Origin of the sequence: Pseudoramibacter alactolyticus ATCC 23263, assembly GCF_000185505.1 — a bacterium.
GTDB lineage: Bacteria > Bacillota > Clostridia > Eubacteriales > Eubacteriaceae > Pseudoramibacter > Pseudoramibacter alactolyticus.
The window spans coordinates 1139148-1152360 of the sequence record NZ_GL622359.1 but is presented as its reverse complement, the minus strand read 5'-3'; the positions used below and the strand labels follow the sequence as shown (position 1 = coordinate 1152360).

General features: G+C 53.3%; 7 protein-coding genes. 6 read left to right on the top strand and 1 reads right to left on the bottom strand.

Features of this window, described 5'->3' with window-relative positions; genetic code table 11:
- Nucleotides 1-269 precede the first annotated feature (269 nt).
- From HMPREF0721_RS05400 to HMPREF0721_RS05385, 4 genes are all read left to right on the top strand, one after another.
- Nucleotides 270-2189 (top strand): DUF2284 domain-containing protein, encoded by a 1920-nt coding sequence (locus HMPREF0721_RS05400; RefSeq protein WP_040639936.1) that lies wholly within the window; start codon nucleotides 270-272, stop codon nucleotides 2187-2189.
- An 82-nt stretch (nucleotides 2190-2271) separates the two neighbouring features.
- A complete protein-coding gene (locus HMPREF0721_RS05395) occupies nucleotides 2272-3030 on the top strand; it encodes an MTAP family purine nucleoside phosphorylase (protein WP_040639935.1) in 759 nt (252 codons plus the stop codon).
- The gene (gene mtnA, locus HMPREF0721_RS05390; RefSeq protein ID WP_006598597.1) at nucleotides 3030-4058 is read left to right on the top strand and encodes an S-methyl-5-thioribose-1-phosphate isomerase; all 1029 of its coding nucleotides are present in this window, start codon (nucleotides 3030-3032) and stop codon (nucleotides 4056-4058) included. The genes HMPREF0721_RS05395 and mtnA overlap by 1 nt, the downstream gene beginning before the upstream one ends.
- Nucleotides 4048-4914 carry a sugar phosphate isomerase/epimerase family protein gene (locus HMPREF0721_RS05385; protein WP_006598596.1) on the top strand — a complete coding sequence of 289 codons (867 nt, stop codon included), beginning with the start codon at nucleotides 4048-4050 and terminating at the stop codon, nucleotides 4912-4914. Before mtnA ends, HMPREF0721_RS05385 begins: the two co-directional genes overlap by 11 nt.
- Nucleotides 4915-5193: 279 nt before the next feature.
- Here the strand turns inward: HMPREF0721_RS05385 and HMPREF0721_RS05380 are convergent, their stop codons facing one another.
- Nucleotides 5194-5907 (bottom strand): MIP/aquaporin family protein, encoded by a 714-nt coding sequence (locus HMPREF0721_RS05380; protein ID WP_006598594.1) that lies wholly within the window; start codon nucleotides 5905-5907, stop codon nucleotides 5194-5196.
- Nucleotides 5908-6304: 397 nt separating this feature from the next.
- On the opposite strand from HMPREF0721_RS05380, the gene HMPREF0721_RS05375 reads away from it, so the two are divergent.
- Together HMPREF0721_RS05375 and addA are read left to right on the top strand one after the other, a co-directional pair.
- Nucleotides 6305-9664 carry a PD-(D/E)XK nuclease family protein gene (locus tag HMPREF0721_RS05375; RefSeq protein ID WP_169310214.1) on the top strand — a complete coding sequence of 1120 codons (3360 nt, stop codon included), beginning with the start codon at nucleotides 6305-6307 and terminating at the stop codon, nucleotides 9662-9664.
- On the top strand, nucleotides 9648-13184 hold the full coding sequence (addA, locus tag HMPREF0721_RS05370) for a helicase-exonuclease AddAB subunit AddA (RefSeq protein ID WP_006598592.1): 3537 nt from the start codon (nucleotides 9648-9650) through the stop codon (nucleotides 13182-13184). The genes HMPREF0721_RS05375 and addA overlap by 17 nt, the downstream gene beginning before the upstream one ends.
- Nucleotides 13185-13213 lie beyond the last annotated feature (29 nt).

Genomic DNA, 13213 nt, shown 5'->3' with positions numbered 1-13213 from the left:
CGCGTATAATGCGAGCTCTCCCAAACGCGCGTCCGGGCCCGTTCGGATCGGGAAAAATGCGGCAAGGGGATGTGATCCGCGTCAAGAAAAGTTATAATTGTAAAAGCGAACGGAGCACGCGTAAAACTTACCCTTAAAGAACAAAATCTTGTGTTGAGTCCGGGCGCACAATTCACTATAATATAAGTTGGTTAAAGTGGGCGATAAAATCGCTCCGTCATCAAAGAACGCTGAATGCGGCTGCGGCCGACTATTCCAGAGGTGAGTCCATGGAATACACCCATAAATTTTCATCAGGTCCGCTCTTGATGGACGATATCATTGAGAATTATTTTTCCCTGCGCAAAGCCCGGGGGAAATGCCTGAGATGTTCCAAATATAATAAATTCTGGTCCTGCCCCGAGTTTGGCTTTAACGAGAAACTGCTGCTCGAGCAATTCCAATACCTTTATGTCGTCGGGCGGGAATACGCCGTGCCCAAGGAGCACAAGCAGACCATTACCGGGGTGGTGCGCACGAAAAACTATATCGAAGAGGTGCAGGCGCGCATGAACACCGAAAGCTGGCGGGACCTGCTCGAAATCGAGAAGGATTATTCCAACGCGATGACCCTGCGCCCCGGGAATTGCAACATCTGCGAAGCGGCGGGGATCAAATGTGCGAAGCAAAATCACGAACGCTGCCGTCATTCGGAGTTAATGCGCTTTTCGATGGAATCGCTGGGGCTCGACGCGGATTCCATTGCGAAGTTTGAAGTGGGGATGTTGCTTTCGTGGCCGTCCGACAATCATCTGCCGGAAAAAATCGCCTGCCTGATGGGGGTGATGACCAACGAAAAGATTCCGATGCAGCAGCTTAAAAGTTATTTTCCCGATGCGAAGAAGAGCTATCTCAAAGCGGGGCAGACCATTTTAGGCGGAGAAGACGCGCCCCAGGCCAAGCGGCTCGACAGCTGGCTGGATCATCAGGCTCAGGAGCTTTCGGCCAAGGAAGCCGTGCAAGGCGATCACGGCAGCTGGCTGGGCTTTAAAGACAATTCGCTGAGCTCCGGGGATTTTGTGAAAAGCCGGTCCTGGGCTCAGGGCGATGCTGAATTTCCCGGGCCGCCGCCGGAATACGCGGCGGATGCGCAGCCCGAGGGCGACCGCGTCGCCCCGTCGCCGCAGCCCAGCGCGCCGGAAGCGGCATTGAAACCGCAGCCGGTGGAAGAAAATGCCGAAGCATTGGATGAAAACGGCGAGCCCAAATACAAATGGCTCGGCTTTAAACGGCCGGTGGAGGAAGCGGAAGCCCTGATGCGCGAGCGGCCTATTCCCAAGTTTAACGTGACGGAAGAAGCCGCCGCATCGGAAGAACCGTCACCCCAGCCAGCCTGTGCCACAGCGCCGGATGATGAGAGCCAGGGGAATAACATCCAGTTTGACCGGCTGGCGACGATTCGCCAGGAGCTCGAGCGCACCATTCGCAAGGCCATGCCGGAGGCTTCAGATGCCCAGGTGATGCAGCTGCTGGCGGAAACCCTGCAGGGAGCTGTGACCAAACGGCAGCATCAGGAGCATGTGGCTCCGGGCAGTGAGGGTGCGACGGTGTTGTCCGATCCGCCGGGCAGCCATTCTGCGCCGCCGGAACCGCCGATACCGGCTCAGGCTCCGCCGCAACCGGCACCTGCGCCGGCGGTGCAGACCTCAGAGCCGGCTGCCGAGGCGGTTTCACCGGTGTCTCAGCCGGAGGAAAAATCTTCCCCAAAACAGCAGGTCCGCAGGAAAGTACGCCGTGTGGCGAAGCCCAAGCCGGCGAGGAAAAAGGGACGCCTCAAACCAAAGGCCTCCCAGGATGTGCTGGGGGCGGCACTGGCCATTGCCCAGGCCGTGGTATCCGAAACGGAAGAGCCAGCGGTCGAGGATTACGAGGCGGCCGAATCCTATGAAGACGATGCTTTTGAAACCGCCCAGGACGTGATTTGCGAAGACATTCCGGAGCCTTCGGAGGCGGCGCCGAGCACTGAAGCGGCCGCGTCTGAAGCCCCGGCGGCATCGGCAGCGCAGGCACCGGATTCTGAAGCGCCGGCGGACCCCAACGATCTGAAAGGGGATGACGACACCCGCTATAAATGGCTGGGCTTTAAAGCCGATATCGGCGAAGGTGACCAGTATGAAAAGGGCGCCTGGCGCAGGAAAAAGAATTATTAATTTTGTCGTTAAATGGCAGCGAACAGCGGCGGCGCTTATACGTCGCCGCCGTTGTTTTTTAAAGAGAGAAAAGGAGAACGACATGTATTATTCAGCAGATATTGGTGTGTTCGGCGGTTCCGGACTGTATGAGCTTGGTGATGAATACCGCCGGGTCGACGCGGACACGCCCTATGGCAAACCGTCAGAGGCCGTCAGCCTTTTGGAGGTGAACGGCAAGAAGGTCGCCTTTATGCCGCGCCATGGCAAGGGGCATATCTATAGCCCCGCCGAAGTGAATTACCGTGCCAATGTGGACGCGATGGCTCAGCTCGGCGTTAAAGCGGTGATCTCGGCGAATTGTGTCGGCTCGTTGCGAGAAGATTACAAGCCCGGCGATTTTGTCGTCACCGATCAGTACATCAATATGACGGCCGGCCGCAAAGACACCTTTTATGAAAGCCCGAAAGTTGAGCATTTGAGTTCTGCCGAGCCCTATGACGAAAGGCTGCGTCAGTATGCTCTGGAAGAAGGGGCGCGCATGGGGCACACCATGCGCGACGGCGGCACCACCGTGGTGATTAACGGGCCGCGCTTCTCCACCAAGGCGGAAAGTAAATTTTTTGCGACGATCGGCGGCGATCTCGTGAACATGACCCAATATCCCGAGGCCTATCTCTGCCAGGAAAAAAATCTGCCGGTGGTCAATATCGCTTTGGTGACGGATTACGACGCCGGACTTAAGGACAACCCGGACATTCCGCCGGTCACAAACGAAATGGTGATGAAGGTGCTGACCGAAAACACGGAGAAAATGAAGGCCCTTATCTTCCGGATGATTGAAAGAATTGGGAGAAAATAATGCGGCCGGTTTATTTCGAAGACGAAGCGTTAAAACTGATCGACCAGACCCTGCTGCCCACCCGGGAAGTCATCCGCAGCTACACCGATTACCGGGACGTGTGCGACGCCATTGTGACCATGGTGGTGCGCGGGGCGCCGGCCATCGGCGTGACGGCGGGTTATGCGGTGGCTTTGGCCGCCCGGGAATTTGCCGGCCGCCCGGATTTTGCCGAACGCATGCAGCAGGCCTGCGACGATCTGCGGGGGACACGGCCGACGGCGGTCAACCTTTTCTGGGCCGTCGACCGGCAGGAGGCCTGCCTGAAGGCGGCCCTTACTGCCGGGCAGGATGCCTATGTGGCGCTTAGGGCCGAAGCCGACGCGATTTGCGCCGAGGATATCGCCATGTGCCGCGCCATGGGCCGAGCCGGAGCGGCGCTGCTTCACCTGGGGGATACGGTGCTGACCCATTGCAATGCCGGCGCTTTGGCCACGGCGGATTACGGCACGGCCCTCGGGGTGATTCGCGCGGCCTGCGAAGCCGGGAAACAGATTTCCGTTTATGCCGACGAAACCCGTCCGCTTTTGCAGGGCGCGCGGCTCACCGCCTACGAGCTCCACAAGGATGGCATTCCCGTCACCCTGATCACCGATAATATGGCGGGCTGGATGATGCGCCAGGGTAAAATCGACGCAGTGATTGTCGGAGCGGACCGTATCACCCGAAATGGTGATGTGGCCAATAAAATCGGGACCTATTCGGTATCGGTACTTGCCAGGGAGAACGGCATTCCCTTTTATGTGGCGGCGCCGACCTCGACCATCGATTTCGAGATGATGACCGGGGACGATATCGTCATCGAGGAGCGCGAGCCCAATGAAGTTGGGCATTTCGCCGGGGTGCAGACGGCGCCAGAGGGCATCCGCTTCGAAAATTCGGCCTTCGACGTGACGCCGCATCAAAATGTTTCGGCCATCATTACGGAAAAGGGCGTGCTCTATCCGCCCTATATCCAACACATTCCCAAACTCAAAAATGAAGGTTAAATCAAAGAAAACCGAACCGGCGCAGGACTGGACCACCAGCATGTTTGCCTGGTTCGGCTATTTTATGCCCCTTGAGGAGCGGCTGGCGGCCATCCGCGATGCCGGCTTCGATGAAGTGATGCTTTCCTGGGAGGACGAGACGGCCCCGGTGCGCATTCCCAAGGAGCGTTTTCCGGAGCTCGCGGCGCGCCATCATCTCGGCATTACCAATTTTCACGCGCCCTATATGGGATACAGCCGCATTTGGGAGAACCCCCCGGCCGAAAACCGTGCATACCTTGACCGTCTTATCGGCTATGTGGCGGATTGCGCCCGTTTTGCTGTGCCGGCGATCGTGGTGCACACCGTCGATTTCGAGCTGGGCCCTTACGCTTTTGATAACGGACGGGCTTTTTTCTCGGAACTGGCCGACGCCGGTGAAAAATACGGGGTCGACATCGCGGTGGAAAATGTGACTCGGCAATTTTTGCTCAAAGGGCTGCTCGATGCTATCGATGCGGAGCATTTCGGCTTGTGCTACGATGTCTCTCACGACTATATGTTGCCATGTGGGCGGGGGCGCATTCTGAAAGACTACGGCAGCCGCCTCAAGGCCCTGCATTTTTCAGATAATGATGGCCATCTGGACCGACATTGGATTCCCGGCGAGGGATTTTTGCCCCTGCCGGATGTGATGGCGCAGCTGGATGCCGTCGGCTGGCACGTCCTTTCCTGCGAGCTGATTGCGGCGCATTTTTGGCAGGACCGGAATCCGCGGGACTTCTGCCTTGCGGTGCACGATCAGGTGAACCGTTTGATTGCGGATTTTAAACAGAATCCGTCTCGGATAAGGAGACGGAAAAATGCGAAAAAATAAAAGCCGGGGCTTGCAGAGCCGCCGGCTTTTGGTTATAATAGCAACGTCAATTGTTTGAAGCCAGCGCTTCGAACATTTCATTTCTTTTCCTTATTTTAGCCGGCAGGTGACTGTCGGCTTTTTGCTGCGCCAAAATAACGGCTATCAAGGTGAATAGGAAAAAGGGCGCCAATAAAAAAGCTGCTCGGAAAACCGAGCAGCTTTCTGCGTGTGAAAGGTCGCAATAATAAAGTTTTACCGAAAGCCGATAAGACAGCGATTAAACCTAGCAGGTTGGCTTTAGAGCCAGCCAACGACCATCTGGCCGACAAAAGCGCCGCAGATACCGCCGAGGATCGGGGTGATGGCTGCGTTCCAGGCATAACTGAAATCGGAATCGCCTTTGTTCGGAATCGGCAGAATGGCATGGGCCAGACGCGGCGAAAAGTCACGCGCTGCGTTCATGGAGAACCCGGTGGTGGCCCCCAGCGAATAGCCGACGCACATGATGATCAGGTCGACGACGAAAGCGGAAGCACCGGCAGCGCCGACAGAGGCAGGAATCGTCAGGATGAAGAACAGCAGGAAGAACGTCGCGATAAATTCGGACAAGAAGTTAAAGAACGTGTTCTTGATGTGCGGAGCTGTGCAGAAGCAACCCTTGATAGTACCCGGATCGGTGGTCGCATCGAACTGCGGTTTGTAATAGAGCCACAGGATGATGGCGCCGACGAAGCCGCCGAGCATCTGGCAAACGATGTAACCCGGAACCATAGACCATTCAAAGTTGCCGATGCAGGCCATTCCGAGAGTAACAGCAGGGTTGAAATGAGCACCGGACTGTGCGCCAAAGGCCATAGCCGGCAGACCAACGGCGAGACCCCAGCCGATGATCGTATGAACAGAGCCTGCGCCCTTCCAGTTTGTTCCTTCAAGATTTTGACCGCAGCAAACGCCGTCCCCTAAGAGAACGAGCATGGCGGTACCGATAAATTCGGATAAATATGGAATCATTGTCCATCCCCCTTATAAAATAATGATGTTAAAATAGAATTGCATTGTCCCTGCAGCACGTTCCCTCCCAGGGCGTGTTGCACGTCGTTTGCGATTCCCTTTCACGCTCTTAATTATACATTAAGCATTTGTAAATGTAAAGCCTTTTCAATTGAAATAGAGATAATAATTTGGCGCAAATCAGGAAAAAACCAGCGTTTCAGGGTTGAATCGTATAGGCCGGATTTGGCGCATAGGCGATAGAATGACGTTCCGCCGGCCGTTTGACGCGCGCCGGATAGCCGATGGCCATCGGCGTCTTATGCTATAATAAATAAAAAACACGAGACAAAGATGCGACGCCTCGTTTAAGAAGGCGGCGCGCATGTTGACAAGCACAAAAATAGGGGGCGTTTTGATGACCATACGACTCATAACGGGACGGGGAGCCGGTTCGGCCCGGCGAAAGACGCAGATTGTTTATCGGCAGATTTACCACGCGCTGAAAGCCGGCGCGGACCGCTGTTTTTTAATTGTGCCGGAATCCTTTACCTACAGCGCGGAGCGCGGGCTGATCGAAGCGACGGGCATGCGCGGCCTGATGGGCGTGGAGGTGATGAGCCTGGATCGGCTGGCCGCCCGTGTCTTTTCGGAGGTCGGCGGGGCGACCGCCCATTTTATCGACGATCACGGCCGGCGCATGCTGCTGACCAAAAGCATTCTGAGCAGTCGCGACGAACTGCAGATTTACGGGAAGAGTGTCGGCCGGCGGGGGTTCGTTAACGATATGGAGGCCTTTGTTGGGGAACTCCGGGAAAATGGTTTTACCCACGATGATCTGCAGGCGGTTTTGTCTGAAATGCCTGAAGGCAGTTTGCTGACGCGAAAGCTGAAAGATACGGAATTGATCTTGGATGCCTACGAAGCATCATTGGGGAACGATCGTTTAGACGAGACCGACCGCTCCCGGCTTTTGAGTGAAAAAATTCGGCAGGCTAATTTTCTAAAAGATGCTCAGGTCTGGATGGATCAATTTTATACTTTTTCAAAAAATGATTTTGAAATTGTCGGTGCCATTGCCGACCGCGCCCAAAAGCTGACGATCACATTGCCTCTGGATGAAGACCCGACCGCTGCGGATGAAGACGTCTTTGCAATTGTTCGGCAGACGTTTGCCGATTTATCGGAAAGGACTAAAGCCGCGGGAAGTGAACTGAAAATGATGGCGGTTGATCCGGAGTCGCCATTAGATCCTGAACTGACTTGGCTTGAATACGAATGGTTTTCTTTGACGCCGCAGCCCTGGGAAAAAGTGCCGGAGCACATAGATCTTCACGTTTGCAGTGATTTATGGGATGAGGCCGAGTGTGCGGCCCGGACGATTATCCGGTTAACGAGAGACGAAGGCTATCGATATGAGGATTTTATGATTCTGGTTGGCAGCCCGGAAACGATGGGAAGTGAGATTGCCCGGGCGTTGGCGATGTACAATATTCCCAGTTTTGTCGATCGACTTGAGCCGGTCATGAATCATCCCCTTGTGGCTTTTCTTTTTGCGGCTTTAGATGCAGTACGCATCCACTTGGGCGGCGATTCAGTGATGGCTTACGCCAAGACTGCGTTTTCGGGATTGACGCCGGAACAGGTTATGGCTTTGGATAATTATGCCCAGACTTTTGGGATTAAAGGCTGGCGTTGGCAAAAACCTTTTCAGAAAAATCGCTTTCGGGACGGGCGAAACGGTCAAAAAGATAAGCGTTATCTTTGGGATTTGGATAGCCTGAATCAGGTAAAAGATCGATTACTTTCGCCGCTGATGTCCCTTAAAAAAGAAATGCAGGAAGCTGGCTGTCATCGGGAGCGGATCGAAACCTTGGTGCATTTTTTGGAAATGACGAATATTCCGGTTCAACTGGATACGATGGCAGCGGAGGCGATGGACAACGGGGACTATCAACGGGCGGCGGTTAATAATCAAATCTGGAATATCCTTATGGGCGTGTTTGACCAAATCAACATAGCACTTGGTGAAGCGGACGATGATTTCCCTGCTTTTATTGATATTTTGCGTAGCGGGATTGAAACGTATCATATCGGTGTTTTGCCAAAACAGCGGGATACGGTGGCAATCACCGATGCTCTTCGCAGCCGGAGCGATGGAACGAAAATCCTTATGATTCTTGGTGCCAACGAAGGTATTCTGCCGGCGGAACAGAATCAATTTCCTGTGCTGACAGATTGGGAACGAACCCGAATCAAGGATGCCGGACTGGCACTGCAAAACAATCGTGCCTATTTGCAAAATCGCGAATTAACCGTGCTGTATATGCAAGTGTCCCGGGTGACGGAACGACTTTATTGCTCTTATAGCATGAATGATGCGGATGGCAAGGCGATCCGCCGGTCATCTTTGGTGAGGACTTTAATGAAAGTTTTTCCGAATCTTGAGGTGCGGTCGTCTGTCCGCCAGGATGAATGGGATTTGGATTGGATCACCGGCACCCCGGCAACGATTAATACGTTGTGCTTGCGATCCAAAGATAACGATCCAGTGAGCGCGGCAGTAGCCTCGGTTTTGGATCCGTCTTTGAGCACGCCTGGGTTTTTCGAAACGGACGCGTCCTTATCGCCGGCGACAGCGACAACCCTTTATGAAAAGCCCCTGCATTTGAGTGTCTCCCGGGTTGAAAAGTTTAACGCCTGCCCCTTTGCACAATTTGTCGCCTTTGGTCTGCGCCCCCAGCTTGTGATTCCTTACGAAGTCACGGCACCGGATATGGGGAATATTATGCACACACTGATTGAACGCATTTTTAAATGGACGGAGACCTATGATCAAACACTGGACACTCTAAGCGCAGAAGAGCGGGGGGCTTTGATCCAAACGTTTCTTAACGATTTGATTCAGAACACCCACGATGCGGTTTTTGACAGCAGCGGACAATTTCGCTACCGGGGAAGACAACTGCGGCGCATTGGCGAAACGACTCTGGCCGCCCTCAGCGCACAATTGGCCAAGGGAACCTTTGTCTATCGGGACAGTGAGCACTTTTTCAAAGAGCCGTTGACGATCGGCGGCGATGGGAAGGCGGCTGAGCTTCGCGGCTTTGTGGATCGCATCGATAGCTTTTCCGACGGCGAGGATACCTTTGTCAAGGTCATCGACTATAAAAGCAGCGCTCACGATTTGGACGCGGCGGAAATTTATTACGGCTTGTCCCTTCAGCTCCTCATTTATATGGGAATCGGTTTAAAGGTTTGCGGCGAAAAGGAAAAAGCAGCCCTGCCGGGCGCCGCCTTTTATTTTAAAATGGACGACCCGATGGTGGAAGAAAATTCAATAAGTAAAGATGAAATCCTTAAGAAACAAATTTCTGAATTGAAACTGCAAGGCTATTTTTTAAATGATATACGAGTAATCAATGCCTTAGACGATGACATTGGTAGGGCGTCACAAGTTTTTAATTCGGGAGCCGACCGTAAACTTTCAGAACAGGATTTTGAAGCTTTGATTCATTTTGCGGAGCATCATGTTACAGAAGGCGCTAAAGCAATACTGGCCGGCGATATTGGCGTGCGGCCTTACAAACTGGGCAATGATTCTTCCTGCACATTTTGTGATTATCGGGGGATTTGCGGTTACGATGCCCAAATTGATCGCCAGGCCTGTCGTCAATTTGAGAAGGTAAAACGGGAAACGTTAATCGAAAAAGCGACGGCCCTAACAACCGAAGCAGCAGAGGATCAAAAGGAGCAAGATAATGCAATGGACGACTGAACAAGAAGCGGCGATCAGCAGCCGCCATCAAAATCTTTTGGTCTCAGCTGCGGCCGGTTCCGGCAAAACCGCTCTGTTGATTGAGCGGATTCGGCGGTTGGTGGTTGATGAAGACGTCGATGTGGACTCCCTGTTGGTACTGACCTTCACCCGGGCGGCTGCGGGCGAAATGCGGGAGCGTCTAAGCACAGCGTTAAGCGAAGCGTTGATGGCCTGCACCGATGCGGACAAAAGACGCCGCCTTTCCAATCAGCTGCGGCGTTTGTCCGGCGCTTCAATCGAAACCATTCACGCTTTTTGTGGTGATTTGGTCCGGGAATTTTTTCAGGAAGTCGACGCCGATCCGAATGACCGTATCGGGGATGACGTCGAGTTGGATCGCCTTCAAGACGAGGCGATGACGGCGGTTTTTGAAGAACGTTACCTGGAAATTCCCGAAGACGGGGAAACGGCATTTTCAAAATTGGTGGATGCCTATGGCGACAGTAAAGGAGACGAAGATTTAAGAACGCTCGTTTTAGATCTATGGCGTTTTCTGGGAACACTGAAAGATCCCGACAGCTGGTGCCAGAAGGCGATTGACCAGTTAAAAGTGGCGCCGGAAAGTTTTGAAGAGTCAGCCTGGGGGGAAGCCCAAAAAGCATCAATTCGATCTCTCATTGAATCTGTTTGCCAGGAGATCACACAAATACAATCGATGATTGCAGACTATCCGGGTTTTGAAAAACCAATGAGCAGCCTGCAAAAGGATCTGGATAAGCTTTTGGATTTAAAAAATCATCTCGCAGATGAGTGGCAGGTATTTCAGCAAGCGCTCCAAACTTTTAAATTTGACAGCTACAGTGGGAGCAAAGAGGATAAAGAGACAAGCAATAAAATTAAAGATTTGCGCACTGCCACGATTAAACCGATCAAAGATTTAGTGAAACAATTTAAAAGGCCACTGCCTGAGATGTTGGAAGATCTTCAAGCAATGGCGGCGCCTATGACGGCGCTGATTGATCTGACAAAAGCATTTGATACCGAATTTGCACGGCTCAAAAAAGAACGGGAAATGCTCGACTTTCACGACATCGAACGCTACGCGCAGGCGATCTTGGCGAACGATACCATCGCCGTAACCCTTCAAAAACGCTACATCCAGGTTTTTATCGACGAATATCAGGACACCAACGCCGTTCAGGAAGCGATTTTATCCCGGGTGCGCCGGGCCGATAATTATTTTATGGTCGGGGACGTGAAGCAGAGCATCTACCGTTTCCGACAGGCCGACCCGACGATTTTTATCGAAAAATATCAGCGGTTTCAAAAACAGGGAAGGGCGGCGGATCGCCTCATCACCCTTGGCCAAAACTTTCGAAGCAATCAGGGAATTATCGATTGCGTAAATGACGTGTTTTCCCGGATCATGTCTCCGGAACTGGGAGAAATTGCCTACGACGACGAGGCTGCGCTGATCTGCGGCCTGGCGGATTCAACGCATCCTGCGGAACCGGCGGAACTCCACGTCCTTCAGGCTTCGGCATCGAATCATATTGAAGCTGAGGCGCGATACATCGCCGGTCGGATTCATGAAATGGTCGGCAAGGAACAATGGATCGCCAAAGAAGGCGTCAGCCGCCCTCTGCGTTATCGGGATATCGGTGTGCTGATGCGCAGCGTCAGCAGCAAGGGAGAGACCGTGGCTCGGATTTTGGCCGACGCGGGGATTCCCACCTATTTTGATGCCGGTGCCTCGTATTATCAATCGATTGAGATCATTGTCTTTTTGAATCTTATTCGGGTTATTGATAATTATCAGCAAGATCTGCCGCTGCTATCGGTGATGCGTTCGCCGATCGGCCGTTTCAGTGATGAAGAGTTGGCGGCGATTCGAATTGGAGCGAAAAATCGTCCTTTCTATCAAAGCCTTGAAGCTGCAGCTGAAACCAAAACGGCATTGGGTCAAAAGGCCCGGATGTTTTTAGATCATCTGGAACGCTGGCGCAAGTTTGCCTACACCCAATCCGTAGCGGATTTTCTTTGGCGGCTTTATCTGGAGACGGGCTATTATACGGCGGTGGGTGCTCTGCCCGGCGGGGAACAGCGTCAGAAAAATTTGCGGGTTTTGCTTCAAAGAGCTTCTGATTATCAGACGGCGACACTTCATGGCGTATTTCAATTTCCAGATTATGCGCAGCCTTTAACAAAGCGTCGTCAGGGGGATGTGATGACTCCGAGCATCCTCAGCGAGAATGACGATGTTGTCCGGATCATGACGATCCATAAAAGCAAGGGTTTGGAATTTCCGGTTGTTTTTCTGGCCGACTGTGGCAAAGGCGCCAATTTGAAGAACGCCACAGGGAAAGTGCATTTTCATCAAAAGCTTGGGATTTGTCCCAAATGGATTGATCCCAGCGCGAAACTTTATCACGATACCCTGGCGACAACCCTCGTGCAGGAGCAGGTCAAAACTGAGAGCCTTTCGGAAGAGATACGATTGCTTTATGTGGCGATGACCCGGGCCATGGCGAAACTCATCATGGTTGGAAGCGTCACCGATTTGGAAAAAGAAAAAGAACGATGGGAAAAACCCTGCATGGTTGGTAATCTCAAAAAAGGCAGGCAAGGTTCTGGCGTCTCTTATTTGGATTGGCTGATGATGGCGTGTTATCGTCCGGGAGCAGCTCAAAATAGCGTTTCGCCGGCGTTAAAAATTAAAATTGAAGAAGAGACAACTCGTGAAGCTGTGACTCAGGAACGGCCGATTCAGCAGCTGGAGCTTTCATCCAAACAGCTTCAAGAAATCAAGCGGCGGCTAAGCTGGCATTATCAATCGGCGGGGCGTCCGGCGCCGTCCAAACTTTCCGTTACCCAGGTGGAACATCTTCGGGAAAATCCGGACCGTGGAGCTGACGCCTTAATTGAAATTCCCGAGCGGATGGCTAAGCCGGCTTTTATGGAAGCGGCGGGTCTCCGGCATTGGCAGCCCAGCGAATTGGGCTCGGGCATTCACACCCTGTTGCAGCGCATCGACCTGGACGGGATCAGGGCCTGTGGCGGCGACACGGCGCAAATCGCGGATGCGGTGCGGGCAGAAGCGGCGCGGCTGGCCGAGCTTGGCATTTTGGAAGCGGCGCTCGTTAAGGCGCTGGATCTGCGGCCGGTGGTGCGGCTGATGGGCTCGCCCATCGGCAAACGGCTGCTCCAGGCGGTCACCTGCAGGCGGGAGCTGCCCTTTAACCTCGCGGTGCCGGGGCGGCGCATCAATCCGATCTACGGTGAAGAGACGGTGCTGCTTCAGGGGATGATCGACTGCTGCTTTATCGAAGACGACCGATGGATTTTGTTGGATTACAAAACCGACCGCTGGCATTCTCAGGAAGCCCGCGATCGTTTGATCGCCCGTTATCAGATACAGATTGATTTTTATGAGCAGGCGCTGGCGGCGATTACCGGCCGGCCCGTGGCCGAAAAATACCTGCTTTTTATCACCATGGGCGAGGCGGTGAGGCTGTCGCCGGCCGAAAAAACAATTTAAATTAAAAAGCAGCCGCGTAAAAACGGCTG

Bases quoted from the DNA above. Each gene is read 5' to 3' on its own strand.
- HMPREF0721_RS05395 (WP_040639935.1), top strand. From the start codon at position 2,272: ATGTATTATTCAGCAGATATTGGTGTGTTCGGCGGTTCCGGACTGTAT.
- HMPREF0721_RS05385 (WP_006598596.1), top strand. From the start codon at position 4,048: ATGAAGGTTAAATCAAAGAAAACCGAACCGGCGCAGGACTGGACCACC.
- HMPREF0721_RS05375 (WP_169310214.1), top strand. From the start codon at position 6,305: ATGACCATACGACTCATAACGGGACGGGGAGCCGGTTCGGCCCGGCGA.
- mtnA (WP_006598597.1), top strand. From the start codon at position 3,030: ATGCGGCCGGTTTATTTCGAAGACGAAGCGTTAAAACTGATCGACCAG.
- addA (WP_006598592.1), top strand. From the start codon at position 9,648: ATGCAATGGACGACTGAACAAGAAGCGGCGATCAGCAGCCGCCATCAA.
- HMPREF0721_RS05400 (WP_040639936.1), top strand. From the start codon at position 270: ATGGAATACACCCATAAATTTTCATCAGGTCCGCTCTTGATGGACGAT.
- HMPREF0721_RS05380 (WP_006598594.1), bottom strand. From the start codon at position 5,907: ATGATTCCATATTTATCCGAATTTATCGGTACCGCCATGCTCGTTCTC.